26 protein-coding genes are annotated in these 24,671 nt (G+C 42.9%); 15 read left to right on the plus strand and 11 right to left on the minus strand.

The features are described from left to right. Positions 1–89: 89 nt before the first annotated feature. The 4 genes from KDW99_RS12815 to KDW99_RS12830 all read right to left on the minus strand — a co-directional run bounded on the left by KDW99_RS12815 (position 90) and on the right by KDW99_RS12830 (position 3,075). Positions 90–689 (minus strand): hypothetical protein, encoded by a 600-nt coding sequence (locus tag KDW99_RS12815; RefSeq protein WP_255825274.1) that lies wholly within the window; start codon positions 687–689, stop codon positions 90–92. A gap of 85 nt (positions 690–774) precedes the next feature. After that, positions 775–1,155: a YacL family protein gene (locus KDW99_RS12820; RefSeq protein ID WP_255825275.1), complete on the minus strand. Its 381-nt coding sequence runs from the start codon at positions 1,153–1,155 to the stop codon at positions 775–777. An 11-nt stretch (positions 1,156–1,166) separates the two neighbouring features. Continuing rightward, on the minus strand, positions 1,167–2,195 hold the full coding sequence (gene ylqF, locus KDW99_RS12825; protein WP_255825276.1) for a ribosome biogenesis GTPase YlqF: 1,029 nt from the start codon (positions 2,193–2,195) through the stop codon (positions 1,167–1,169). A gap of 280 nt (positions 2,196–2,475) precedes the next feature. Further along, positions 2,476–3,075, minus strand: coding sequence for an acyl carrier protein phosphodiesterase (locus tag KDW99_RS12830; RefSeq protein ID WP_255825277.1), 600 nt, complete (start codon positions 3,073–3,075; stop codon positions 2,476–2,478). 221 nt (positions 3,076–3,296) lie between these two features. On the opposite strand from KDW99_RS12830, the gene KDW99_RS12835 reads away from it, so the two are divergent. From KDW99_RS12835 to KDW99_RS12860, 6 genes are all read left to right on the plus strand, one after another. Beyond that, positions 3,297–4,826, plus strand: coding sequence for an ABC transporter substrate-binding protein (locus tag KDW99_RS12835; protein ID WP_255825278.1), 1,530 nt, complete (start codon positions 3,297–3,299; stop codon positions 4,824–4,826). A 75-nt stretch (positions 4,827–4,901) separates the two neighbouring features. After that, positions 4,902–5,882 carry an ABC transporter permease gene (locus KDW99_RS12840; RefSeq protein WP_255825279.1) on the plus strand — a complete coding sequence of 327 codons (981 nt, stop codon included), beginning with the start codon at positions 4,902–4,904 and terminating at the stop codon, positions 5,880–5,882. After that, the gene (locus KDW99_RS12845) at positions 5,879–6,817 is read left to right on the plus strand and encodes an ABC transporter permease (protein WP_255825280.1); all 939 of its coding nucleotides are present in this window, start codon (positions 5,879–5,881) and stop codon (positions 6,815–6,817) included. Before KDW99_RS12840 ends, KDW99_RS12845 begins: the two co-directional genes overlap by 4 nt. A 146-nt stretch (positions 6,818–6,963) precedes the next feature. Further along, positions 6,964–7,962, plus strand: coding sequence for an ABC transporter ATP-binding protein (locus KDW99_RS12850; protein WP_255825281.1), 999 nt, complete (start codon positions 6,964–6,966; stop codon positions 7,960–7,962). Then, positions 7,962–8,972 (plus strand): ABC transporter ATP-binding protein, encoded by a 1,011-nt coding sequence (locus KDW99_RS12855; protein ID WP_255825282.1) that lies wholly within the window; start codon positions 7,962–7,964, stop codon positions 8,970–8,972. The genes KDW99_RS12850 and KDW99_RS12855 overlap by 1 nt, the downstream gene beginning before the upstream one ends. A 49-nt stretch (positions 8,973–9,021) precedes the next feature. Next, on the plus strand, positions 9,022–9,957 hold the full coding sequence (locus KDW99_RS12860) for a LysR family transcriptional regulator (protein WP_255825283.1): 936 nt from the start codon (positions 9,022–9,024) through the stop codon (positions 9,955–9,957). A 25-nt stretch (positions 9,958–9,982) separates the two neighbouring features. Here the strand turns inward: KDW99_RS12860 and KDW99_RS12865 are convergent, their stop codons facing one another. Next, positions 9,983–12,205 carry a bifunctional diguanylate cyclase/phosphodiesterase gene (locus KDW99_RS12865; protein ID WP_255825285.1) on the minus strand — a complete coding sequence of 741 codons (2,223 nt, stop codon included), beginning with the start codon at positions 12,203–12,205 and terminating at the stop codon, positions 9,983–9,985. A 293-nt stretch (positions 12,206–12,498) separates the two neighbouring features. Here KDW99_RS12865 and dbpA point away from each other — a divergent pair, with 293 nt between their 5' ends. The 4 genes from dbpA (at position 12,499) to KDW99_RS12885 (ending at position 15,901) form a co-directional block, all read left to right on the plus strand. Continuing rightward, positions 12,499–13,881 (plus strand): ATP-dependent RNA helicase DbpA, encoded by a 1,383-nt coding sequence (gene dbpA / locus KDW99_RS12870; protein ID WP_255825286.1) that lies wholly within the window; start codon positions 12,499–12,501, stop codon positions 13,879–13,881. Continuing rightward, a complete protein-coding gene (locus tag KDW99_RS12875; RefSeq protein ID WP_255825287.1) occupies positions 13,878–14,240 on the plus strand; it encodes a hypothetical protein in 363 nt (120 codons plus the stop codon). The genes dbpA and KDW99_RS12875 overlap by 4 nt, the downstream gene beginning before the upstream one ends. A gap of 87 nt (positions 14,241–14,327) precedes the next feature. Continuing rightward, positions 14,328–15,629 (plus strand): guanine deaminase, encoded by a 1,302-nt coding sequence (gene guaD / locus KDW99_RS12880; protein WP_255825288.1) that lies wholly within the window; start codon positions 14,328–14,330, stop codon positions 15,627–15,629. Positions 15,630–15,739: 110 nt separating this feature from the next. Next, positions 15,740–15,901, plus strand: coding sequence for a hypothetical protein (locus KDW99_RS12885; protein WP_255825289.1), 162 nt, complete (start codon positions 15,740–15,742; stop codon positions 15,899–15,901). An 11-nt stretch (positions 15,902–15,912) separates the two neighbouring features. Here KDW99_RS12885 and KDW99_RS12890 read toward each other — a convergent pair whose 3' ends face one another. Further along, positions 15,913–16,416, minus strand: coding sequence for a hypothetical protein (locus KDW99_RS12890; RefSeq protein ID WP_255825291.1), 504 nt, complete (start codon positions 16,414–16,416; stop codon positions 15,913–15,915). A gap of 208 nt (positions 16,417–16,624) precedes the next feature. Here KDW99_RS12890 and KDW99_RS12895 point away from each other — a divergent pair, with 208 nt between their 5' ends. Continuing rightward, positions 16,625–17,869, plus strand: coding sequence for a multidrug effflux MFS transporter (locus KDW99_RS12895; protein ID WP_255825292.1), 1,245 nt, complete (start codon positions 16,625–16,627; stop codon positions 17,867–17,869). A gap of 49 nt (positions 17,870–17,918) precedes the next feature. Here the strand turns inward: KDW99_RS12895 and KDW99_RS12900 are convergent, their stop codons facing one another. Together KDW99_RS12900 and KDW99_RS12905 are read right to left on the minus strand one after the other, a co-directional pair. Then, on the minus strand, positions 17,919–18,503 hold the full coding sequence (locus KDW99_RS12900; RefSeq protein WP_255825293.1) for a TetR/AcrR family transcriptional regulator: 585 nt from the start codon (positions 18,501–18,503) through the stop codon (positions 17,919–17,921). A gap of 123 nt (positions 18,504–18,626) precedes the next feature. Then, a complete protein-coding gene (locus KDW99_RS12905; protein ID WP_255825294.1) occupies positions 18,627–19,583 on the minus strand; it encodes a GGDEF domain-containing protein in 957 nt (318 codons plus the stop codon). 223 nt (positions 19,584–19,806) lie between these two features. Here KDW99_RS12905 and trpB point away from each other — a divergent pair, with 223 nt between their 5' ends. From trpB to map, 4 genes are all read left to right on the plus strand, one after another. Continuing rightward, positions 19,807–21,063, plus strand: a complete 1,257-nt coding sequence (gene trpB / locus KDW99_RS12910; RefSeq protein ID WP_255825295.1) for a tryptophan synthase subunit beta — start codon at positions 19,807–19,809, stop codon at positions 21,061–21,063. Next, the gene (gene trpA / locus KDW99_RS12915; RefSeq protein ID WP_255825296.1) at positions 21,060–21,845 is read left to right on the plus strand and encodes a tryptophan synthase subunit alpha; all 786 of its coding nucleotides are present in this window, start codon (positions 21,060–21,062) and stop codon (positions 21,843–21,845) included. The genes trpB and trpA overlap by 4 nt, the downstream gene beginning before the upstream one ends. Before the next feature lie 81 nt (positions 21,846–21,926). Then, positions 21,927–22,133 (plus strand): ParD-like family protein, encoded by a 207-nt coding sequence (locus KDW99_RS12920; RefSeq protein ID WP_255825297.1) that lies wholly within the window; start codon positions 21,927–21,929, stop codon positions 22,131–22,133. A gap of 1 nt (position 22,134) precedes the next feature. Continuing rightward, the gene (gene map / locus KDW99_RS12925; RefSeq protein WP_255825298.1) at positions 22,135–22,908 is read left to right on the plus strand and encodes a type I methionyl aminopeptidase; all 774 of its coding nucleotides are present in this window, start codon (positions 22,135–22,137) and stop codon (positions 22,906–22,908) included. Positions 22,909–22,991: 83 nt separating this feature from the next. Here map and KDW99_RS12930 read toward each other — a convergent pair whose 3' ends face one another. The 3 genes from KDW99_RS12930 to KDW99_RS12940 all read right to left on the minus strand — a co-directional run bounded on the left by KDW99_RS12930 (position 22,992) and on the right by KDW99_RS12940 (position 24,601). Further along, positions 22,992–23,564, minus strand: coding sequence for a fasciclin domain-containing protein (locus KDW99_RS12930; RefSeq protein WP_255825299.1), 573 nt, complete (start codon positions 23,562–23,564; stop codon positions 22,992–22,994). A 107-nt stretch (positions 23,565–23,671) separates the two neighbouring features. After that, a complete protein-coding gene (msrB, locus tag KDW99_RS12935) occupies positions 23,672–24,160 on the minus strand; it encodes a peptide-methionine (R)-S-oxide reductase MsrB (RefSeq protein WP_255825300.1) in 489 nt (162 codons plus the stop codon). 231 nt (positions 24,161–24,391) lie between these two features. Beyond that, positions 24,392–24,601, minus strand: a complete 210-nt coding sequence (locus KDW99_RS12940; protein ID WP_012069364.1) for a cold-shock protein — start codon at positions 24,599–24,601, stop codon at positions 24,392–24,394. Positions 24,602–24,671: the final 70 nt, after the last annotated feature.

The raw sequence follows: 24,671 nt of genomic DNA on the forward strand, positions 1-24,671 counted from the left end.
AACAAATTTATAAAGGTCATAAATATAAATAAAAAAACGCCCTGAAGGCGTTTTTCGACTAAATTCTAACAATAGATAAACAGTACACTTTATTCTTCGTCTACTCTTCCATCATCTGGATAATCATCTGATAACTCATAGGAGTCATCACCCAGATCATCATTTGCTAGCAACAAAGCATCTTCGTACGCGCCGCCAAACTCTATACGAGTAATATCGTATAAGTCATATTCAAAGGTATCATCAAACCAACGGGCATCTGAACCAATTTCTTCTAGTTCATAAGTGACAGCATCAGCACGAACAACACGGCCAATCTCACAGCTATCAGGTTCTACCTCTTCACGGTGAAGAGTAACTAAACCAAATTCTTCACTAATATCAATCAGCAATACTGCGAGGTCGTCAAGCTCCACTTCTGGGTCAACCATTTCTTCGCCACGAAGCGCCAACACTTTTTTCTGAAAATCATTAAAGGGAGCAGGATGAGCAAAGTCACTAATGTCCTCTAAAAAGAGAATTTGATAGCCATTAAGACGAACACTATCATCCACTAATTGGAGCAAAACCATTTCTTCGTTGGCATCCACAACAAAACCGTCGGTCCAACCATCTGGTCCGTCCAATTCTTCACGAAATATACGAACAACATTATTTCGAGTGCGGGCTTTTTCCAATTCGATGAGCATATCGGCTCCCTAAAAAAACGTAAAATAAACAAGCGCTAGTGTAAACCCAGCCAGCGCAAGGAACAACTATCCTAACACGTTAGAATCACTGCAACACTTCATGCCAATTTTCAACCATATTAATCAGGTCTTCTAAGCCGCATTCTGCTTGAATACCGTCTGTCGAGGTTTGATAAAAGCTTTCTTGAGAATCAAACATGGCTTTTATTTCTTCTTCAGCAGAGTCTAAATCCACTTGTCGAGATACAGACACGCCCTCTTCGCTCAAAATCACATCAAAAGGACCATGCTTAAATTGCGTGGTTTCTTTTTCCGTTTCTGCCAAACGAGCGGCCATTAGCACTCGTTGAATACTTTCTAAATCTCGCACATATTCAGAGACCCATTCGCCAATTGCAGCAAACTCATACCCTGTATAAATACGATAAACATTTTCGTCCTGATCAAAGGCAATTTCATAATCCATGACCGTGAACCTCACTGTTTGTCATCTATGTTCTCATCTTGCTGAATAGCGTTAGCTTGTTCTGTGGACTCTACTTGATCATTCGATTGAGCATCTCGGTAAGCGCGGTTACTGGCTTGCTGGCGCTGCGGTACAGCCGCTGCCAATCTAGCCTGCCTTTCGGCCTCTTTCTTCGCTTTCGCCTCTTCAACCAAACGCTCTTCATGAGCAATCATGTCTGGTGTTTCCATGACGTAAGGCCCAATAGCACCCGTTCTTACATCATTTAAAAAAACTTCCGCCGCTTTATGCATGTCAACTTTACCGCCTGCACGCAAAGCGCCTCGTTTAGAACCAATCACTTTTAGCACTTCAAAAGGATCTGCAGAGATTTCTTTTAACTTATAGCGTGTTGTTAGCGACTCTAAATAGTCTGCAATAAAAAACTTCAGTCCCGCCAACGCCACATCTTCGTAATCAATCGCTGTATCACGAACAGCCCCGGTGACAGCCAAACGATAACTGGCATCTGGGTTTTCAATTTTTGGCCACAAAATACCTGGTGTGTCTAATATCTGAAAGCCATTGGTTACTTTCAGCTTTTGCTGAGACTTAGTAACAGCTGGCTCATCACCGACTTTCGCCACTCGACGACCTAATAAAGCATTCATTAAGCTGGATTTCCCAACGTTGGGAATGCCTGCAATCATGGCTCTAATTGGCTTTTCCGCACTGCCTCTATGGGGAACCATCTGGCTAACCCATTGACTAATTCGACCAACATCGGCTTTATCTAGTGTAGAAAATGGATGAGCCAAAACAGACTCATTTCCACGCCAGTGCTCTAACCATAAGTCTAGTCTAGCTTTGTCTGCTAGGTCTTTTTTATTCAAGAGACGAAGAACAGGAACCTCTCCACGCAAAGTATTAAGCATAGGGTTCTGGCTGGAATCGGGGATACGGGCATCCAATACCTCGATAACGATATCTACTTGCGTCATAACTTCTTCGATTTCTCGACGCGCTTTATTCATGTGCCCTGGATACCACTGAACGCTCAACCTAACTCCCCTATTCTAACCAAGTCTTTTTCGGTGGCGGATTCTACCATAAGTTCATACAAGATAGAGAAAATACTACGCGCACAAAGCAAGATCGTTAAGAATACATTTAATTGTAGTGATCACCTCAAATCTGATCTAAGTCAAGGAGGCTGATTGAAAAATATCTATACTCGTCTATTCCAGATAACGATAGCGAGGAATCTGCACCGAGCTTAAGTCGTTTATTTGGTTGTTCTCTCGATCGGGTCTGCTATGAACCTCATAGCACAAAGGCCCATTAGCCGAGGCTGTGTGTGGCCTCGGCTCTTTTCATTTCCAGCGCCACATAATCCAACAAATCTGGGTATAAAGATAAAAATGGTGCTTCAGCCTGAGCTATCACACTTGGTAAGTCATCAACAAAACCTTGCAAATGCTCACCATGTTTCCAGCGCCGCATAATAGAACGAATGGCTTTATCTACTCCTTCCATCGTCCCTAAATTAGACAACCAGTTTTCATGCTCTAATGAGCGAATCATGCTCTTCAGACGATCAGGACTACGATCCTTATCTTTCACCAATCCAACTAACGCTTGATCACAAAATTTCTCCAGAGAAACATCACTGAATCGGCCCCAATATTGAATGAGCCAATAGTCCATCGCGATATCTTGTACTATGCCCGAAAAACGACGACGACCTTTGCGGGACATTGAGCGGAATAACAAACTGGCCTCGTGCTTATCGACCATGACGTCCACTTTTTGATGAAGACGCCAGCCAACCAGCAAATCAGAGTCCAGTTGATTAGCGTCAACTGAAAAGTCTCCCAGCAAATTACCAACCCAAGAAGTATTCGTAACTGATGCAATGTGCAGATGGGCAAAATAATTCATATCAACCTATTTTGTTGAGAGCATCTTTTAAATAAAACACAATTCAACTTAAATTGTATTCAAACTCGTTAGTCTTGCTGTCTTTTTGCTCATTTTTTTGTAAAAATGCTGAGTCGTCTTAATGGTCAAGATTTGTAAATGCCAAATTCTATGCATCTTATCAATTCTTTATCCATCTAATACAAGCAACCACACCCCACTACATAATGAGACCTGAAATAATGAAAATGAAGGTTATTATAGTCTGCTGCTTAACCCTACTCTTCTGGAATAAGGCAACAGCAACAACACTAAAAATGGCCTTTGATGCGGACCCGATTTCACTAGATCCGCACGAACAACTGTCAGAAGGCACACTACAGTTTTCTCACCTTGCTTTTGATCCTTTATTACGCTGGGAAAAAAATGGTCAAATCGAACCTCGCTTAGCAACTAATTGGGAGCGAATCGACAATAAAACAATGCGCTTCCATTTACGCCACCATGTCACCTTTAGAACAGGCAACCCATTTACCGCCAAAGACGTGGTTTACACCATAGAGCGACTTAAAAAGTCTCCTGATTTTCGCGCCATGTTCGACACTATAGAATCCGCATCCATGGTCGATGAATACACGGTTGATGTCCACTCAACCTACACCAATCCATTGCTACTCAACATAATGACGTATGTTTTTCCAATGGATAAGATCTTCTACCAAAACCAAGACCAAATCATTAAGTATGGTGAAACATTCGCCTCTCGAAATGTCTCTGGAACCGGCCCGTTTATTCTAACGGAGCGAGAGTTAGGCAGTCGCATGGAGCTCAAACGCAACCCTAACTACTGGGATAAAGACTCCGGCGGTAACATAGATAAAATCATACTTACTCCAATTCGAGCCGATTCAACAAGATTAGCCGCGCTTTTGTCTGGGGATGTTGATTTCATTTTTCCCGTTTCCCCCATTGACATTGAACGAACAAAAAAAATCAAAGGCATTCAGCTGGTTACCTTACCTAGCACGCGTATTTTATTACTACACATGAACCAAAAACGCCGAAAGGAATTTCAAGACATCAGAGTCCGAAAGGCCATTAATTTAGCCATTAACCAACCTCTGATTGTCGAAAAAATCCTCAAAGGCTATGCCACCCCAGCAGGGCAATTGAGCGCTGACAGATTTCTAGGTCATATCAATGGTTTAGAACCAGAATACGACGTAGGTAAAGCGTTACAACTTATGAAGGAAGCTGGGTACGAAAACGGCTTCCGTATCAGTATGATGGCACCCAATAATCGCTACATGAACGATGAAAAAGTCGCTCAGGCGATTACAGCTATGCTGTCTAGAATCAATATCACTGTCGATTTAAAAACGCTTCCTAAAGCGCAGTACTTTAAAGAATTCGATAACCACAGCGCCGACATGATGATGTTAGGCTGGCAATCAGACACCATGGATTCCAACAACCTATTTGAGTTTATAATTGCCTGTCCAGATGCCAAAACTGGTCTAGGCGCCTATAATGCCAGTGAATATTGTAAACCTTCTATTGATGACGATATCCGTCAAGCAAACCGAGAAATGAACCCAGAAAGACGTATTCGTCTGATGCAACAAATAGAACGAACCATATATAATGATGCGGCAATTGTGCCATTATATTGGCAATCCCTTATTTGGGCAGCGAAAGATAACGTCAAAATACAAGATATAGTCAATGATCAAAACTATCCCCATATAGGAGATCTATTCATTGAAGAATAGTCAATACACCCAACTCCTTAAGGGATTTCATCAAAACAGCAACATGCCAATAACCAATGGGAATACCCTTATCTAATGCTGATTTTTTTACTCCGCCGCTTGATGCAAGCTTGCTTTGTTATGATCATCATTAGTCTGATCAGCTTCGCTATACAAGATAAACTAGGCGACCCAGTGCAACAAATGGTTGGCATGACTGTATCCCAAGAAGAGCGTAATCTGATACGTGATGACCTTGGCTTGAACGATGGCTTCTTTATTCAATATTGGCGTTTTGCGAAAGGCGCCATCCATGGTGATCTAGGTACTTCTTACTACTATAAAGAGCCCACTCTCGACGTTATTCTTGAAAAGCTACCAGCAACATTAGAATTAGCCTTTTGCGCCATCGTATTAGTGGTCATTGTTGCTACGCCTTGTGGTGTTCTAGCAGCAATAAAGCCCAAACATGTGCTTTCTCGTTTATTGATGATTATCAGCTCCATCGGCCTATCGGTTCCTATCTTCATTATTGCTATTCTAATGGTGTATATTTTTTCCATTGAGTTGAATTTGGCTCCCAGCTTTGGACGCGGCAACACAGTCGAAGTATTTGGCTTATGGGAAAGTGGTCTATTCACAAAAGATGGTCTGAAGCACTTGTTACTGCCCAGTCTATCTCTTGCGATTGCTTTAATGCCGATTTTCGTTCGCTTAATACGCGCAGAAATGATGGAAGTTTTGCAGTCCGAATATATCCGTTTCGCCTGGTCAAAAGGCCTATCCGCTCGACGAATTTATTTTAAACACGCCTTAAAAAATACGATGTTACCCGTCATAACAGTAGGTGGAATTCAAGCCGGAACATTAGTGGCTTACACCATTCTAACCGAAACTATTTTTCAATGGCCCGGAATGGGTTTTTTGTTTATGGACGCCGTTAGCCGAGTCGATACTCCACTCGTTTCAGCTTACTTAATCGTTGTCGGTGGCATTTTTGTTATTACTAACACCGTGGTGGATTTAATCTATGGGTTAGTTAATCCCACTGTACGCTTAGCGAGCCACGGACTATGAAGTACACGAAAAAAGACCTCTTTCACCCAGCTTCAGGCAGCCGCTGGAGCCATATTGTATCGGGCTTTGTGGGCGACAAACTCGCGATGCTGGCGCTGATCGTCTTCATTTTTTACTGCCTAATTGCCCTACTCGCACCATTGGTTGCTCCCTACGACATCGTTGACCCTGCGTTTATGGATCTAATGAATGCAGAGATCGCTCCAAGCTGGATCAGTGATGACAACCGCTTTTTACTAGGCACTGATGCGCAAGGCAGAGACTTACTATCAGTTATTTTATATGGCACACGTTTATCGCTCACCATCGGTATTTGCGCTGTCTTAATACAAGCCACACTGGGTATTTGCATCGGTCTGATGGCAGGGTATTTAGGTGGCCGTATTGATAACTTTCTAATGCGCTGTGCGGATATTCAATTGTCTTTCTCAAACATGATGGTTGCAATTGTGTTCTTAGCCATTTTCCAATCTCTATTTGGTATGGCTCGATACCAACAACTCGCTATGGTCATTTTGATTCTGGTTATAGGCTTAACTGAATGGCCTCTCTTTGCACGCACCATTCGAGCGTCAGTACTTGCAGAAAAGCAAAAAGAGTATGTTGATGCCGCTAGAGTGATGGGCATTAGTTCAAAGCGAATCATGTTTCGCCATATTTTACCCAACACGCTCTCTCCCATTCTGGTGATCTTTACCGTCCAAATTGCAAACGCCATTGTCGCTGAAGCCGCGCTCTCTTTTTTAGGTCTAGGTATGCCTGCAACGGAGCCTTCCCTCGGCTCACTTATTTCAGCTGGTTTTGCCTATATGTTTGCCGGCTCTTGGTGGATTTGTGTCATACCAAGCATCACACTGATCATTTTAATTCTAGCCATGAATTTACTGGGTGATTGGTTGCGCGACCATCTAAACCCAAGGACATATAAAGACTAATATGAGACCTTTTACACGATGTCACGAGCGCAGCAAAGACGAGGCAAAAATAGATGAGAAAGTGGAGTTTATAGAGCATAAATGAGCATTTTGAGTCTATTTTTAACAAAGTATTGGCAAGCACAGCAGTCGTGCAAAGGTCTCACATGAATTTATTAAGCGTCAGTCACCTACACGTAAACTTTCACATGAAAGAACAGGAGCTCGCGGCTCTTATTGACGTCAGCTTCACTTTAAACCGTGGTGAGCGAATTGCTATCGTTGGTGAATCTGGGGCTGGAAAATCGGTTTTAGGCTTCTCAATTGTTAATTTAATTGGTAAACCTGGGTATATAGAATCTGGTTCCATTAAATTGGAAAACAAAGAAATTACCAAGATGAATTTACGTCAGTTGCAGGAAGTCCGTGGCAAGCGCATCGCCATGATTTTCCAAGACCCAATGATGACACTGAATCCCGTACTCACCATTGGCGACCAGCTGGTTGAAACCATTCGTAGCCATACAAAAATCAATTACAAAGACGCGCGCAGCATTGCCATTGAAAAACTGCACCATGTGCAAATAGCATCCCCAGAAAAACGCTTTGATCAATACCCACATGAATTATCTGGCGGCATGAGACAGCGAGTTATCATCGCTTCAGTATTGCTACTCAATCCAGACATCATTATTGCCGATGAACCAACCACGGCATTGGACGTCACCATTCAAGCGGAAATACTGCAGCTCTTACTGACTATTTGTCGAGACAATGGCGTGGCACTAGTGTTGATTAGTCATGACCTTGGCGTGGTATCTAAAGTCGCTGAGCGCACTTTGGTAATGTATGCTGGCCACGTTGTGGAAGAAGGCCCAACCCTAGAAATTATCAATGACCCCCAGCATCCCTATACGCAAGGATTACTGAATGCGTTACCTCAGATGACCTTGCCAGGTCAGCGCTTAAATCAAATCCAAGGCAGCATGCCATCGCTAGCAGAGCGCCCATCAGGTTGCGCATTCCATCCGCGCTGTCCTTATGCCACACAAAAATGTCGACAAGAGCAGCCACGTTTTATTTTCAGTGGCGTATCTAGCGTCGCCTGCTTTTTAGTAGAAGATATGCTGAATGAATTCGCCGATAAAGACCAGGAGGCAAGCTGATGGCTACCCCTCTCATTCAAATTAGCGGCTTAGAAAAAGCGTTTTCAGCAAACGAAAGCTGGCTGAGTCAATGGCGTTTTCGTCATGGCAAGCTAAAGAAACATAAGGACAGTGTTCATGCACTTAATGGCGTCAACCTTACAATTAACCAAGGTGAAACCCTGTGTGTTGTGGGCGAAACGGGCTGTGGAAAATCCACTCTTGCGCGGGTGATCATGGGACTGACGACACCTAGTGCGGGTGAAATACATTACCTAGATCAACGTATCGATCAATTAAACAACCGTCAGCGCATGTTTTTTAGGCGTCGTATGCAGATGGTTTTTCAGAACCCCTATGCTTCATTAAACCCTAGAATGACGGTTTACCAAACACTCAGCGAGCCGATCTCTTTTCACAACCCACAGTTATCACAGTCTCAAGTGGATGAGAACATTGATGAGCTATTAGAGTCTGTCGGGATTTCAGCCTCGAGCTCTGACCGCTATCCTCATGAATTTTCAGGCGGTCAACGTCAGCGAATCAGCTTGGCTCGCGCACTATCGGTCGAGCCCGATTTTATTGTCGCTGATGAGCCGTTGTCTGCACTGGATGTATCAGTTCAAGCACAAGTACTCAATTTGATGATGGACAAGCAAGAAGAGCGCAACCTTAGCTATCTCTTCATTACTCACGACTTAGCCGTTGTTGAACATTTTGCCACCAGAGTGGCGGTGATGTACCTGGGTCGAATCTGTGAATTGGCTCCCACAGGAACTTTATTTAGCTCTCCAAAACACCCTTACACTCAAGCCTTGTTATCCGCCATTCCAAGGCTGGACAGCAATACCGCACAACCTATTCGTTTAATTGGCGAAGTACCAACACCAATAGAAAAACCCATTGGCTGTGTATTTCAGGCACGTTGCCCTTACGCTAACCAACGCTGCTATGAAGCTTCACCAGCTATGACGTTACAAAGTGACGGCAGTAGCGTCGCTTGTCACGCCATTGAGGAGGATCGACTATGATTCTCTTACAGAGCACCTACTTTACGGCTTCCGCTTATCAGGAGGCCACATGGAAATAAGATGGCTTGAGGACTTTATTGCCCTTGCTAAAACACGTCATTTTTCACGTGCAGCAGATGAACAAAATGTAACCCAACCGACATTTAGTCGACGCATTAAGCTGCTCGAAGAAGAAATGCGCGTCACTTTAATAGACCGCAACACATTGCCTTTGTCTTTAACACCAGCGGGCGAAGTCTTCCTGCAAAGTGCAGAATTGATTACCAGACAACTAAGAGACACCAAAGAGCGCTGCCAAGAAATTCGCAAGCAAGAAGAGTCTCAAGTACGCTTTGTGACGACACAAACTTTATTTCTCAGCTTTTATAAGGAAGTTATCGAGCCGTTTTGTGAAAGCATCGACATGGATCTCGACATTAATATGAAATCTAGCTCTTGGCTAGGTATCGACTTTGTTAACTCTTTAATGGATCAGCAATGCGATATCATGCTCTGCTACTGGCATCCAGCCATTAACTTCATCCGCGCACTGGATGATGAACAATACGAGCATCTTGTTATTGCTGAAGAGACCCTAATTCCGTGCAGCGCCACGGATTCGACAGGGGAACCCAAGTTCACGCTTCCTGGTGCGAAACGCAAACCGTTGCCTTACATTGGTTATTACGAGAATTCATTCTTGCAGCCGGTCATTCACCACCATTTACAAAGGCAAAGAGATATCCCTCAATTACAAACATTGTCGGAGAATTATCATTCCGTCAGCATAAAGGCGATGGTGAAAGAAGGTTATGGCATTGGCTGGATTCCAAAACGTCTGATGTTAGACACATTGAACTATGGCAAGGTGGCTTTGGCAGGAGAAGAGAATTGGCATATCCCACTTGAAATACGCCTTTACCGATCTAAGTTCAATCAGAACCCAAATCTCAACCAATTTTGGGAAGCCCTAAAGGGTAAAATCGCTAACAATGGCCCGCTTTAATGCGGGCTTTTTATGCCTTTTCCAACTAAGTTCGATCAAGTCCTTCCTGTTCATTAAGCGCGACTATCATGGGATCACTTCCCATGGAGTTTGCTCCGAGCGCTTTACTAAATAAATAACCTTGCCCAATATCACATCCAAATTCTTGCAACATAATTAATTGATCAATGCTTGTTATGCCCTCTGCAATCACTTTAAGATTCAGATTATGGCCTAGACTAATAATGGCATGGGTCAATGCCGCGTGCTTTTTATCTTCAATAATATCGCGAATGAAAACTTGATCGATCTTCACATAGTGAAATGGCAGATCTTTTAGATAACTTAAGCTGGAATACCCGGTACCAAAGTCGTCAATCGCCAACTTCATACCAAGACGACTAATCTGACGTAACAATTCTGCGCAACTTTCCGCATCTTCGATCAATATAGATTCCGTCACTTCTATTTCTAACAAGCCAGGGTCAACCTTATACTTGTCGAGTAAAGATAATAGATTAGGTAGAAAATCTACTCGCTTTAGCTGCGCTGCAGAACAGTTGATCGCAATAGGTGGTACCGTAATCCCTTGCTCCTGCCACTCGACAATGTGACGAAACGTTTGCTCAAAAACCCAATCCCCTAGAGGTAAAATTACGCCAGTCTGTTCAGCAATAGGAATAAACTCCGCTGGTGAAACCGTCCCCAGCTCTTCATCCTCCCAGCGTAGCAAAGCCTCCACACCCACGCATCGCTCGGTAATAAGATCCACTTTGGGCTGAAAATGCAGCTCTAAACCTTCTGTTTGTAGCGCCTTTCTCAACCTAGTCTCTATACGCACATTACGAGCAAAGCGACGCCCCATTTCACCATCATAAAAATGATAAGTGGCACGGCCTAAGGTTTTGGCTTGATACACAGCCATGTCGGCATTTTTGATTAAGGTAACAGCATCGGTACCAAATTCGGGGGATAGAGCCACCCCAATGGAACAGCCAATGTTTAACGTTAACCCCTCTACAAAATAGCTTTGACTGATTTTTTCAATAAGTTGTTTAGCAACAATATCCAAAGGTGGCATATCTTGGTGGTCGCCTTGTACCAACAAGACAAGAAATGCATCACCTCCCAAATATCCGATAACAGCATCATCAGGCAAAATAGACAATAAGCGTTTAGATACACTGGATAAGAGCTTATCTCCCAGCTCATGACCAAATGCATCATTAATTGTTTTGAAGTGATCCAGGTCTAAAATGAGCGTAGCGAGTTGTTTATTGTCTTTTTCACAACACTCAAGCATTTCATTCAATTTGTGCTGGATATGGTAGCGACTTGAAAGCCCTGTCAGCTCATCCACCTCAATTCGCTTATTAACCGCACCAAGCGCAGAGTAATAGCTTGAAGACAGCTTTCGAGTATAAAAAGTAAGCAAACAAGCTATAGCAATAAAAATCAATAAAGCGGCAATCACCGGTAGCCAATGAATTCGGCTCCACACACTCGCTGCATGCCGCGTATCAACCCGCCACTTTCGGTTAGCGACAGAAAGAAAATGCGTATCATAATGTCCATTCTCCCATGCCGAATTTGTTGCTGAATCAACAAACCAAATAGCTTCTTCTGATGACACATCTGCAATGCGATACAACAAGTCACGACTAACAGAGGGAGCGACTAAATTAAGCACGCTATTTATATTGAAATACCCAGCAACAATACCGTGAAAGCCAATACTGTCAGTTAATTTATAAGAGCGCGAATCAAGGGGCAAATAGATAGGAACACTGAGAATAATAGTATCCACTCGATTACTCGAGCTAACATTTAAAAATGGTGAAACACTGGGTTTAGATGCTACTAAAGCATACGAACTGCGAGCTTGTCGAACTGATTCTAGATCTCGATATTGTGATGATAAAATATCAAAGCCATAAGGTATTTTATCGGGATAAACCAATGCCAATGGCATGTACTCTTCCCTATCACCACTTGGAAAAACCGTAAAATTAGGGTTACCCAATAGGACTCGTTGCTGTAATTCATAGTCATATTTTTTATGTTTTGGAAGGTACTGAGCAAAGTACAGACTGATCCCGGGAGTCATCATTAGATTCTGAGCAAAACGTGAAAAATGACTGGCAGACACTTCGCCTTTATTCGACTGAACCAAAGCCGCTACAGAGCCAAGCTCCAGTTTATATTGGCTTAGTAAATCATCAAGCTTATCTGTGAATTTAGCTCCCATGGCTTTTTGGTCAATATTCACATGTTTCCGCTCTTCCAATAAAAGCGCAAGACTGGCCCCTATGCCACATAAAAAAACAAAACAAAACACCAGGTAATGCGCTTTGTTAAACTTCATTTGTTTCTTTGAAGAAATCATTCTTTTCCCATTATGCGTTGCAACCCAAAAACCACTTTATTAACGCTTTTCCCTGACTCACAAGCTACTTTACCTAAAAACCATATATCCGACACGGAATATATGGTTAAGAAAAGTATTTACCGTGGTTTTCTGGTATCCTGCGCCTATTATCTACATAACTAGACAGGCATTTTGTGACCACATTTCAACACGCTCTAAACAACCTTCTTCCGACTAAGCTAACCGCTCTACTTTCTGACATGGGGTTCTCTAGCTTTACGCCCATTCAAGAGCAAAGCTTACCACCGATGATTGAAGGCAAAGACATTCTTGCGCAGGCACAAACTGGTAGCGGTAAAACCCTAGCTTTTTCAATTGCTCTTTTGCTAAAAATTAACCCACGTTTCTTTGGAGTTCAGGCACTTGTCATGTGCCCTACTCGCGAGCTGGCCGATCAAGTCTCGAAAGAAATTCGTAAAGTAGCCCGTTATCAAGACAATATTAAAGTACTGAGTTTATGTGGTGGCATGCCATTTGGCCCACAGATAGGCTCCTTAGAACATGGTGCCCACATCGTTGTCGGTACACCTGGTCGTTTGATGGAACATCTTCGCAAAGGCACGCTTAAACTTAATGCATTGAACACTCTGGTGCTCGATGAAGCTGACCGCATGTTAGACATGGGGTTCGTCGACAGCATCCGCGAAGTCGTTGACCTAACACCAAGCAATCGTCAAACACTCCTTTTTTCCGCCACCTATGGCGATGGCATTGAAGCGATAAGCAAAGAATTTCAAAACAACCCAGTCAGCATCAAGGTTGAAGTCCAAGAAGACCTTAAACCCAATATAGAACAGTTTTTTGTTCGTAGCGAAAATAAAGGCAAATGCGAAACCTTGTTGGCGGCCTTACAACATTTTGAACCGCGTCAGGCGATTGTCTTTTGTAATACGAAAGCGGAATCGCAAGTAGTTGCAGATTGGTTAGCCGACCACAAAGTAGCCGCTCAAGCCATTCATGGCGACCTTGAGCAAAGACAGCGCGATCAAGTGCTAGTACGCTTCAGCAACCAAAGTAGCTGCGTATTAGTGGCGACAGATGTAGCCGCTCGAGGTATTGATGTCAAAGAAATTGATCTAGTAGTGAATTACGACACAACTCGTGATACCGATGTTCATACTCACCGCATTGGTCGAACAGGCCGTGCTGGCGCAGCAGGTATTGCGGTCAACCTTGTCACCTCAAAAGACGATTACAAAGTACGCGACATTGAAACTCGCTTCAACACCACAGCGAATTTCATTGAACTTGGAGAGATCGATCTTCACTACCGACTGATCCCTCAAAAGACCACTATCTCTTTTGATGCTGGCCGCAAAAATAAGCTTCGCCCAGGTGATATCCTTGGCGCACTCACTGCGGGTCTAGGATTGGACAAATCACAAGTCGGTAAGATCGATATTTTTGATTTTCATGCTTACGTATCTGTCGACAACGAAGTGGCCAAAACCGTTGTTAAAGAGTTTGAAAACAAAAAAATTAAAGGCAAAAATATTCGAGCACGAATTTTACGATGATCAACAAGCTCACCACTCCGGCAGCGCAAGCTGCCGGTTTCGTTTTAGGCGCTCTCATCATATGTCTAGCCACATTAACGCCTGCCGACATCCTTCCAGCAGTACCAGGTACTGATAAAACGCATCATATTATTGGCTTTGGTGGCTGGGCACTTCTATGTGCTTTTGGCCCGCTCAAACGCTTTGCCTATATGGCTTTATTTATCATTTTTTGGGGCGGTATGATCGAACTAATTCAGCCCTATGTGAATAGATATGGCGAATGGTTAGATTTCTATGCTGATACTTTCGGTGTCATTTTGATCGTACTCGTAAGACTAATAATAGGGCTATTTCTTAAATCAAAATCTAAGGTTTAATGAAAGTACAAAAAAGACCTGTTAAAGTATAACCATTCGGTCAAACTTTATAATTTAAATCCTCTAGAAAACACTTAAGAGAGACATATGAGCCATTTGAAAGCGTGGCGCTCCGCCATTGTTCACTGTATCGCAGACCCTAAAGATGTCGGCATAGACGCTGCTTACGAATATTTTGAAGATGGCTTATTAGTCATTCAAGACGATAAAATACATGCTTTAGGAAATGCGGAAGATTTACTTTCTACCCTCCCAAAAAACACCGTAATTGAACACCACCCAGACGCCATCATCACACCAGGGTTTATTGATACCCATATTCACTATCCACAAACCGATATGATCGGCTCTTACGGTGAACAACTATTAACTTGGTTAAATACCTATACCTTTCCTGAAGAAGGTAAATTTGGCGACAAAGCGCATGCTCGCAATGTGGCAGACCGCTTTCTGAAAGAACTTTTACGCAACGGCACAACCACCGCACTCGTATTCGGTACCGTACATAAAGTGTCTGTCGACGCGTTTTTCGAAGCCAGCGAAGTCCATAACTTACGCATGATTTGTGGCAAGGTAATGATGGATCGTAACGCGCCAGATTACCTAACCGATACGCCAGAGAGCAGTTATCAGGAAAGCAAAGAACTGATCGACACTTGGCACAATAAAGGCCGATTGCACTATGCCATCACCCCACGATTTGCCCCAACCAGCTCTGATGAGCAGCTTCATTTAGCAGGCAAACTGTTAAGTGAATATGAAGACGTTTACCTGCACACTCATTTGTCAGAAAACAAAGACGAATGCGCTTGGGTAAAAGAGCTTTTTCCAGAAAGCACAAACTACTTGGGCGTTTATGACCAACATAAACTGTTAAGTGAACGCTCCGTTTTTGCTCATGGCATCCATCTATGTGACAGTGAATACCATAGACTGCACGAAACAGGCTCGGCTATTTCTTTCTGCCCAACGTCTAACCTTTTTATCGGTAGCGGTTTATTCAAACTCAATAAAGCAGAAGAACATAAGGTCAACGTAGGTCTTGGCACTGACGTAGGCGGCGGCACTAGCTTCTCTATGCTGCAAACCATGAACGAAGCCTACAAAGTCATTCAGTTGCAAAACGAGAACCTTAGCCCAATTAAATCTCTGTATTTATCTACTTTAGGTGGCGCTAGAGCACTTAGGCTAGAAGATAAAATTGGCAACTTAGCGGTTGGTAGCGAAGCGGATTTCGTCATCCTAGACAAAAAAGGTACGCCGTTATTAGAATCGCGCTTAGCGCTATCCAAAGGCATCGAAGAAAGTCTATTTGTCTTCATGACCATTGGCGACGACCGAGCGATCCAAGCCACCTACTCTGCTGGCAAATGCGTTCACCAACGCTAGAGCAATCCAACACTCACCTAAGCGGAACAAAAAATGACCACTTTACTTTCCTGTAAAAGTGGTCATTTTTTTATATAATCATTACAAATATTTTATTGAGCACAAATATTATGCATTCCCTTGCCACTGTCGCGCTTGGCGCATTCGCTATCATCTTCTTCTGCGCCGCGTTAATTGTTGGGCTCGTTATTCTAAAAAAATACAAAGCAGAACAAATACGCATCAATGAATTAACAAAAAAGCGTCTAGAAGAGAAACAAAAGAACAAGTAGCGTCATTCAATTTAGGGATAAAGACGAACTATACCGCTTTTGCCTTCTATATCTCCTAAAATCCATACCTTTTCGAAAGCGTGAGGCACAGGAATAGTAATCAGATGCTCAAGCGCTTTTATATCAGCTTGGCTCCATGCAGGATGTGTATTACGGATCACCAACCAGACTCGTTTCGAATCGTATTGTTTACCCGATTTATTCTCTAAAATCTTATTGAGCGACCTCAGTAACCGCCCATCCGCAGGCTCTTCTTTCAGTGACCGCAAGACATTACGCGTAATTGGGGTAAGATCTCTTCCAAGAATCTCCATCGCCTCTTCTTCTGAGCCATAAAGATGCGCAATCTCTAAATCCAGTCGTTCACCTTCCAACATACAAGAGACATCAGGACGAATCGGATCATTATGCCAAATATGACGAATATGCTTCCCTGTATTACGCTCATAACAACGCATGAAAAGCTTAGCAGCCTGATGTTCTAGCTCTATTTTTTCTTTCTCACTGTTATGCATCGCTAATTCCTATATAACAAAACATGACTCATTACTTATATTATGAGGAAAAACAAAACTGTACAAAGACTAAAACGGCCTAGGCTAAATCCTTATTTCATACACATATTGGCAAACTGGATGTTATAAAGCCTGAGTATAATACTCGGCTATTATTAGGGATCGATCTATGTACTCCCTTCAAACCACCTTTTTCTTTGGATAAAAAATGGAAAATGCTCACAACGATACTTCTTCCTCCGGTATGGGAACGAAGGAATTCACACTTTTAGTGGCTTTATTAATGTCGATCACGGCGATTTCGATTGATGCCTTGCTTCCAGCGCTTGGCATTATCGGAAAGGAGCTGGGTGCGGTTACTGCAAACCAACCCCAGCTGCTGATCAGTATGTTATTTCTTGGTCTGGCAATGGGTCAGTTAATTTGCGGCCCATTATCTGATTCCCTAGGCCGTCGCCCTATTTTGTTTTGTGGCTTCGCAATCTATTTGCTCGGCACCGTGGTGTGCTATCAGGCAGACAGTTTAGAAATGCTCATGCTAGGTCGCTTTATCCAAGGATTGGGCGTTGCTGGACCTTATATCTCAGCTATCTCGTTAGTACGTGATTTGTATCACGGTGCACAAATGGCTCGGGTTATGTCTTTGGTGATGATGATTTTTGTCCTAGTTCCTGCTATTGCACCAACACTCGGTCAGGCCATGATGTTCATTTCCGACTGGCGCGGTATATTTGAGCTATACCTAGTTTATGCGGTGATATTAATCGCTTGGATTGGCTTACGCCTGAAAGAAACCTTACCAAAATCCAATCGAATTGCGTTTTCCAAGAAAGGCTTTGCAGAAGGCTTTAAAGAAGTTGTCACAAACCGCATAACCGCGAGTTATACCATTTGTATGGGTCTGTTTTTCGGTAGCTTCATTGGCTACTTGAATTCTTCACAACAAATTTTCCAGGTGCAATTTAAGACGGGGAATTTATTCGCACTTTACTTTGGTTTGTTGGCTTTGGTACTTGGCTTTTCTTCACTAATTAATTCGCGCATCGTAGAAAAACACGGAGCCAAATATATTGCCTTCCGTGCTATTTGCGTCGTTGTTATCGCCTCCATTGCATTCTTTGCCCTGCATGCCTTTGTAACTATTAGCTTATGGATGTTCTTGGTATATGCGTCGATTTTGTTCTTCTGCTTTGGTTTATTGTTCGGTAACGTCAACTCCCTTGCGATGGAGCCTATGGGACATGTTGCAGGTATTGCCTCTGCAGTTATTGGTTCGGTATCGGCAATCATGTCGATGGGAATTGGCACCATCATAGGCCAAATGTACAACAATACCTTGATGCCAATTTCAGGCGGCTTTGTAATCATGGGATCACTCGCAATAGGCATCATGTATTGGGCTGAAAAAGGCCGTGTTGAAGAAGTAACGGAAGAAGAAAACGCTGCTGCTTAATAACAAAACTCGACCTAGTTGAGTTCAAGTAAAAAGCCAAATAGCTTTGCTATTTGGCTTTTTTTATATTGCTAGAATCAACTAGCAGATCATCAAGCTGACACTCTAGTTCAGTTTTATTCATCATCGCTTGATTCATCAGTGCAGGCGTTAAAAGCGCCTCTTTGCTAACCGCTTTTAACGTAAAAAAATTCATTGGCGATACTGAAAACTCAGCAATCCAAGCTGACAAAATAGATTCTAAAACTGCTTCAAATTCAGTAAATAAAACAAATGTCGATGGCAACATTTTATGCTGCTCGCCAAGTAAAATACGATACACAGCAAGACGTTCCGCTTTATTAACCCAAGCTTCCCAAAGTAAAATCCAACCAGCAATCAGCGATAGCTCTTTTTTCGATTGCAGATGCAATAAAGCTTTTTCCATTTCATCTTGCGCCTGCTCTGTTAACGAAGTTAACACCATTTCCCACAGTACCAACTTGGTAGGAAAGTTACTGTATACCGTTGGCTTAGACACGCCAGCCGTGGCAACGACTTGGTCAATGCTGGTGCTTTGATAGCCCTGTTGTGTGAATAAACCACCCGCAGCCTCAACTATGTGTGCTTTTTTACTGGGTCTTCCTCTTGCCATTACTGCCTCTTAACAAGTGTTATTTTATCTAATGGAATTCTAACCCATTGATGTAACGTTGCTTTCTATATTTGAAAAAGCGACATCGGTAGATAATAGCAAATTAAAATTATGAAAGGGACGCTACCTTTTTTTCTTCTGCTGATACATAGCAGCATCGGCACATTGAATCATCTCTTCAATCGATTTGTCAGTGTCATGCGGGAAATGGGTAACACCTGCACTGTATTGAATCCTATAAGGCTTTTTCAAACTGTCATTCACTTCATCTACACACACCGCAAAGCGCTCTAAAAACACAGCAATCTCTTCGGCCGTACGGTCACTCAACATAGCAACAAATTCATCCCCGCCTAAGCGCCCAATCACATCATATTCACTAAATGACTCAAGCATTATCTGAGCAAACTTAGCCAAAACAAAATCACCTTCATGATGACCATAATCATCATTTATCGCTTTAAATTTATTAAGATCAAAGACAACAAAAGACATCGTCTTTTTATCTCGCTGGCACACTTTCAGCATCTGGTTGACCATAGTCATAAAGCCACGTCGATTAGAAATCAAAGTGAGCTCGTCTAATGTTGCCAGCTGAATAGATTGTATTTCCTGTTCAATGATCGTACCTAAATCTTTAAGCAGTAGTTGGTCCTCTTCATCAAATACCCTTGGCTTACTATCTATGATGCACAAAGTACCAATATTAATTCCTTGGCGAAGTTTCAAAGGACAGCCTGCATAAAAACGAATATTCGGTGCGTCTGTAACAAGCGGGTTATCAAAAAATCGCTCATCAATTAACGCATCAGTAATGATAAACAAACCATCCTGATTAATAGCATGACCGCAAAACGATATATCTCGTGATGTTTCAATCACATCAAGCCCCTGCCGGGATTTGAACCATTGGCGGCTTTCATCTATCAGACTAATTAACGAGATAGAAACACTAAACATCCGCTTAGCCATCCGAGTAATGCGATCAAATCGTTCTTCATAGGAAGTATCAAGAATTCGCAATGCTCTTAATGCATGCAATCGTTCAGCTTCATTTTTTGGAATTTCCGGCTTAATCATAAAGAACCCTGTGCATAAAATTAGCTCACTAAAATTGTAGCAGTAAATTCAACACTTACGAATCACTCCGAACGGACTGCAAACTACATGGGCTTTATCAAAAATGCGAAAACACAATATAGCCCCAAAAAATACACTTGACGACACCTTAAAACACGATTAAATTAACTAAACGGTATAGTTAATTTAATCGAGAAAAAAATAGCAATTTTAGGAGCAAGTCATGCAAAGCGAGAACGGTTTCTACGGGCAATACGGCGGTAGCTATATTCCTGAAATCCTTTATTCGAGCCAACAGCAAATTTTACATGCGTTCGAAGAAGCCAAAAACGATCCGGAGTTTCTCGCTGAGCTGAATAAACAATGGCAGCAGTTTTCTGGCCGCCCAACGCCGTTGACTTTTTGCGCGAATTTGACCGAACACTTTGGTGGCGCACAAATTTATCTGAAGCGCGAAGACTTAAATCACAGTGGCGCACACAAGATGAACAACGTAATTGGCCAAGGGTTATTGGTCAAACGCATGGGCAAAAAGCGCGTCATTGCAGAAACAGGCGCTGGACAACACGGCATTGCTACGGCCCTTGTTGCGGCGCGTTTAGGGCTTGAATGTACCATTTACATGGGTGCAAAAGACATTGAACGTCAGTATCCAAATGTGTTCTGGATGAAACAACTTGGTGCCACGGTTGTGCCTGTTACCACTGGCGCACAAACCCTACGTGATGCATTAGACGAAGCATTACGTGATTGGTCTTCTAGCCACGAAGAAAGCCATTATTTAATTGGCACATCTTGTGGTTGTGCGCCCTTCCCTGAAATGGTGGCCTACTTCCAATCTGTTATTGGTAACGAAGTCCGCGAGCAAAGTGTCGCGCAATTCGGTCAATTTCCAGATCGTTTGTATGCTTGCGTTGGCGGCGGCTCTAATGCTTGCGGTTTATTTCTACCTTTCCTTGATGACAAAGAAGTAGAAATGATCGGCGTCGAAGCGGGCGGCAAGGGCTTAGAGCTTGGCGAACATTCCATTCGTTTGTCCCATAACCTTGGACAGCCAGGTATCGCCCAAGGCTTTGCGACCATGTTCTTGCAAGATAACGCAGGACAGCTACAAGAAACCCACTCAATCGCAGCAGGCTTAGACTATGTTGGCGTTTCTCCTATCATTGCCCATTTAGCCGAAACAGGTCGCATCAAAATGACCTATGCAATGGACGATGATGTGATTGCTGCTTGTACGTTATTGCTTAAAAAAGAAGGCATTATCCCTGCTTTAGAGTCCTCTCATGCTTTAGCGGGCGCATTTAAAGACGCACCAAACTTACCAAAAGATTCAAAGATCGTCATCAACCTTTCTGGCCGTGGCGACAAGGACATCTTTAACGTGGCAAAAGCAGTGGAAGATGAAACCTTCCCGCAGTTTTTAACCGATTACCTAGCCTCTTACCCAACCACTCAAAACAAAGGGGATAAAGCATGAGCCAGTTAGCGACTTTTATTGAAGAAAAACGCCAAAACAAGCCAATTTTATCCATGACCCATGTGGTTTATGGCTACCCAAGCGTTGAAGAAAGCTTGAGCTGGATGGAAAGGTTAATGCAGGAAGGCGTCGATTTTATCGAGGTGCAATTTCCTTTTTCCGATCCTGTCGCCGACGGCCCAAGTATAGTTGCCGCTTGTCATAAAGCATTAGAGCAAAAGCTGGACGTAGAAACCTGCTTATCTCAATTAGGAAAGCTCGCAAAGAACTTCCCTGAAAGCCGCATCGTGTTAATGAGTTATCTCAACCCAATGTATCGCTTTGGTTTAGACAAGCTAGCCAAGCGTGCGGCTGAGGAGAATATTCTAGGCTTGATCTTACCTGATCTCCCTATTGAACAATCAGCCACCTACCAAGCGGCTTGTAAAGCCAACGGTATCGATCCAGTGTGGTTGGTAACACCAGTCACACCACCAGACCGTTTAGCCATGCTAGCCAGTCAAGCCAGCGGTTTCTTATATTGCGTGGCGCGCTCTGGTGTTACAGGCCATTCTGTCCATGAAGGAAAAGCCAAGCAGACCTCACTTGATGACTATTTGGCACAAATCAAACAACACGCCAACGCACCAATGGGCGTCGGTTTTGGCCTGCGTGAACGCGATCAGATTGAGCAACTTATCGGCAAAGCTGACATCGCGATTTTAGGTTCTGCGCTATTAGATGCGTACAACCAAGGCGGGCAGGAAGCAGGCATTAAACTGATAAAAGATCTGTTTCAATAAAAGCTGATTTATAAATAGCACTTGAAAAGCTCAAACCATGAACATATGATCCGTATATAAATCATATATGGATCATATCTCATGGGTATTATTAAAATCTCCGACGAACTTCACGACGACATTCGCAAAAGCTGCCATGTCATGTCGCGCTCTATCAATGCACAAGCCGAATTCTGGATAAAAATGGGACGCTTAGCCGAGCTCAACCCCAGTCTCACCTTTTCCGAGTTGATTGCCAACGAACTGGCCAGTGCAAATGCTGAAACACCACTAAAAGCGGTGAAGTAGCATGCAAGTTCATATTAAGACACCAACAGAAATCGAACTCATGCGTGAGTCTGGCAAATTACTGGCCAGCGTATTTCATATGCTCGATGACTTCGTCAAAGAAGGCGTATCGACTTTAGAAATCAACGATAAAGTAGAAGACTTCATTCGCAATGAACTGAACGCCAGGCCGGCAAGCCTTGGGCAATACGATTATGGCTTTTCCTTAAACTCTTCAATAAATGAAGTCGTTTGTCATGGCGTGCCAAACGACAGCCATAAACTCAAAGCAAAAGACATCATCAATCTAGACATCACCTTAGAGAAAAACGGTTTTATCGCCGATTCCAGTAAAATGTATGTCATGAGTGACGCCAACCCTATTGCCAAACGTCTGGTCAAAACAACGTATGACGCCATGTGGGCTGGAATCAAAAAAGTAAAACCCGGCGCTACCCTAGGCGACATTGGCGCAGCCATCCAAACCCTAGCGGAAAGCAAAGGTTATTCTGTCGTAAAAGAATACTGCGGTCACGGTATTGGTCGAGAAATGCACGAAGAACCACAAGTACTGCATTACGGTAAAGCAGGAACAGGAATGACATTGGAAGCAGGCATGACTTTCACCATCGAACCCATGATCAACCAAGGGAAAGCCAAGACCAAGACAAAAAAAGACGGCTGGACGGTTGTGACGGCTGATAAAAAACTCTCCGCTCAATGGGAGCACACCATCTTAGTCACAGACACGGGTTATGAAGTTCTGACCTTAAGAAACGAAGAAACCAGTATCTAAAGGGGTAAGATACTGGCTTCTGGGGTTAACCTACTAACCTTATTACTCAGATTTTTAGGCTAGTTTTGCGTTTTAGTACTCGCTTATTGCTTAGGTAAAAGCACGGTATCAATTACATGAATAACACCATTCGATTGTTTAACGTCAGCAATAGTCACGTGAGCAACGCGGCCGTTTTCGTCTTCAAGCATAATCTTGTCGCCCATGTATGTAGCCATTAATGTACAGCCACCAATCGTCGGCACTGGGTGTTTGCCCATGTCATCATCAATCATGGTTTTAATGGCGCCAGATAGAGCATCCGCTTTTACCACGTGACAAGCCAACACCTTAGTTAAAGCCGCTTTGTTTTCTGGTTTCAATAAACCGGCTACGGCACCCTCTGGTAATTTATCAAAAGCAGCATTGGTTGGCGCAAAGACAGTAAAAGGACCTGGGCCTTGAAGAGTTTCAACCAAACCTGCGGCTTTAACGGCAGCCACTAATGTCGTGTGGTCTTTAGAGTTAACCGCATTTTCAATGATGTTTTTGCTCGCATACATTGGAGCGCCACCCACCATTGGATTAGCATTGTCATCAGTTGTTTTCATGCCGCTAGCAGAACAGCCAGCAAGCGTTACAATTGTCGCAGCAGAAACAAGACTTAGTAATTTCATTGTTATTCTCCAGTTTGTTTTTCCATAACAATTCGCCATGGTTATTAAGAGATACGCAGCGAATTTAAAAAGGTTTCAATTTTTAAAAAATAATTTAAAAATCGTAATTAAACAGGCTTAAATACTAAAGAAATACCATTTAAACAATGGCGCAATCCTGTTGGCTTCGGACCATCATCAAAAATATGCCCCAAGTGACTGCCACATCGACGACAATGAACTTCTGTGCGTTTCATAAAGAAACCATTATCTTCTTTCGTACCAACAGCATTAGGTAAGCTGTCATAAAAACTTGGCCAACCTGTTCCACTTTCATATTTCGTATTACTAGGATACAGGGGAAGATCGCAACCTTTACAGAGATAAGTGCCCTCTCGCTTTTCATTAAGCAAAGGACTACTACCTGCACGCTCTGTTTTCTCCTCTCTCATTACTTGGTATTCAAAATCACTTAACTTTACTTGCCATTGTTTCTTACTTCGAACCACCTCAAAATTTTCACCAGAAGTGGAAGAGGCAGCCATAACAGGTGTACTAAACGAATGAGCACCACCAATAACACACGCGCTTGTTACGAGAAAATTCCGACGATTCATAGTATTTCTCCTTATTAGAATTAGGCTTTTGCTTTATAGCCAAAACGCAATAGATACTAATAAGTACGCAAAAACCTAAAAGAAAGTTTCAATTTTCTAGGTTAAGAGCGTAATGAGAAGCCCAACTAGGCGGTACTGGCCCTTCTGCAAAAAGATATGCTTTTTTAAAACGCAAAAAAAAAGGGTAAGTTCCGAAGAACTTACCCTTTTTTAAATATTCTTAGTAGCTAATTAAAGCACTGTAATATTTTCTGCTTGAGGACCTTTTTGGCCAGCAGTAACAACGAATTCTACTTGTTGGCCTTCAGCCAATGTTTTGAATCCTGAGCTAGCGATAGCGCTGAAATGTGCGAACACATCTGGGCCGGACTCTTGCTCAATAAAACCAAAACCTTTAATTTCGTTGAACCACTTAACGGTTCCTTTCACTGTATTAGACATAAATAATCACCTGAGTTTTAAATAGCCCTTTAGGGGCCAGTTTTGCAAAAAAAATAGACTTGTACTTAGA

It is taken from the genome of Marinomonas rhizomae (genome assembly GCF_024397855.1).
Lineage (GTDB): Bacteria > Pseudomonadota > Gammaproteobacteria > Pseudomonadales > Marinomonadaceae > Marinomonas > Marinomonas rhizomae_A.

Coding starts and splice junctions, on each gene's coding strand:
- KDW99_RS12905 (WP_255825294.1), bottom strand. CDS start 19,583: ATGATTAAGCCGGAAATTCCAAAAAATGAAGCTGAACGATTGCATGCA.
- KDW99_RS12890 (WP_255825291.1), bottom strand. CDS start 16,416: ATGCATAACAGTGAGAAAGAAAAAATAGAGCTAGAACATCAGGCTGCT.
- KDW99_RS12820 (WP_255825275.1), bottom strand. CDS start 1,155: ATGGATTATGAAATTGCCTTTGATCAGGACGAAAATGTTTATCGTATT.
- trpA (WP_255825296.1), top strand. CDS start 21,060: ATGAGCCAGTTAGCGACTTTTATTGAAGAAAAACGCCAAAACAAGCCA.
- KDW99_RS12895 (WP_255825292.1), top strand. CDS start 16,625: ATGGAAAATGCTCACAACGATACTTCTTCCTCCGGTATGGGAACGAAG.
- trpB (WP_255825295.1), top strand. CDS start 19,807: ATGCAAAGCGAGAACGGTTTCTACGGGCAATACGGCGGTAGCTATATT.
- KDW99_RS12900 (WP_255825293.1), bottom strand. CDS start 18,503: ATGGCAAGAGGAAGACCCAGTAAAAAAGCACACATAGTTGAGGCTGCG.
- KDW99_RS12835 (WP_255825278.1), top strand. CDS start 3,297: ATGAAAATGAAGGTTATTATAGTCTGCTGCTTAACCCTACTCTTCTGG.
- KDW99_RS12940 (WP_012069364.1), bottom strand. CDS start 24,601: ATGTCTAATACAGTGAAAGGAACCGTTAAGTGGTTCAACGAAATTAAA.
- KDW99_RS12885 (WP_255825289.1), top strand. CDS start 15,740: ATGCATTCCCTTGCCACTGTCGCGCTTGGCGCATTCGCTATCATCTTC.
- KDW99_RS12830 (WP_255825277.1), bottom strand. CDS start 3,075: ATGAATTATTTTGCCCATCTGCACATTGCATCAGTTACGAATACTTCT.
- KDW99_RS12920 (WP_255825297.1), top strand. CDS start 21,927: ATGGGTATTATTAAAATCTCCGACGAACTTCACGACGACATTCGCAAA.
- KDW99_RS12875 (WP_255825287.1), top strand. CDS start 13,878: ATGATCAACAAGCTCACCACTCCGGCAGCGCAAGCTGCCGGTTTCGTT.
- msrB (WP_255825300.1), bottom strand. CDS start 24,160: ATGAATCGTCGGAATTTTCTCGTAACAAGCGCGTGTGTTATTGGTGGT.
- map (WP_255825298.1), top strand. CDS start 22,135: ATGCAAGTTCATATTAAGACACCAACAGAAATCGAACTCATGCGTGAG.
- KDW99_RS12815 (WP_255825274.1), bottom strand. CDS start 689: ATGCTCATCGAATTGGAAAAAGCCCGCACTCGAAATAATGTTGTTCGT.
- KDW99_RS12840 (WP_255825279.1), top strand. CDS start 4,902: ATGCTGATTTTTTTACTCCGCCGCTTGATGCAAGCTTGCTTTGTTATG.
- KDW99_RS12855 (WP_255825282.1), top strand. CDS start 7,962: ATGGCTACCCCTCTCATTCAAATTAGCGGCTTAGAAAAAGCGTTTTCA.
- guaD (WP_255825288.1), top strand. CDS start 14,328: ATGAGCCATTTGAAAGCGTGGCGCTCCGCCATTGTTCACTGTATCGCA.
- KDW99_RS12845 (WP_255825280.1), top strand. CDS start 5,879: ATGAAGTACACGAAAAAAGACCTCTTTCACCCAGCTTCAGGCAGCCGC.
- KDW99_RS12930 (WP_255825299.1), bottom strand. CDS start 23,564: ATGAAATTACTAAGTCTTGTTTCTGCTGCGACAATTGTAACGCTTGCT.
- KDW99_RS12850 (WP_255825281.1), top strand. CDS start 6,964: ATGAATTTATTAAGCGTCAGTCACCTACACGTAAACTTTCACATGAAA.
- KDW99_RS12860 (WP_255825283.1), top strand. CDS start 9,022: ATGGAAATAAGATGGCTTGAGGACTTTATTGCCCTTGCTAAAACACGT.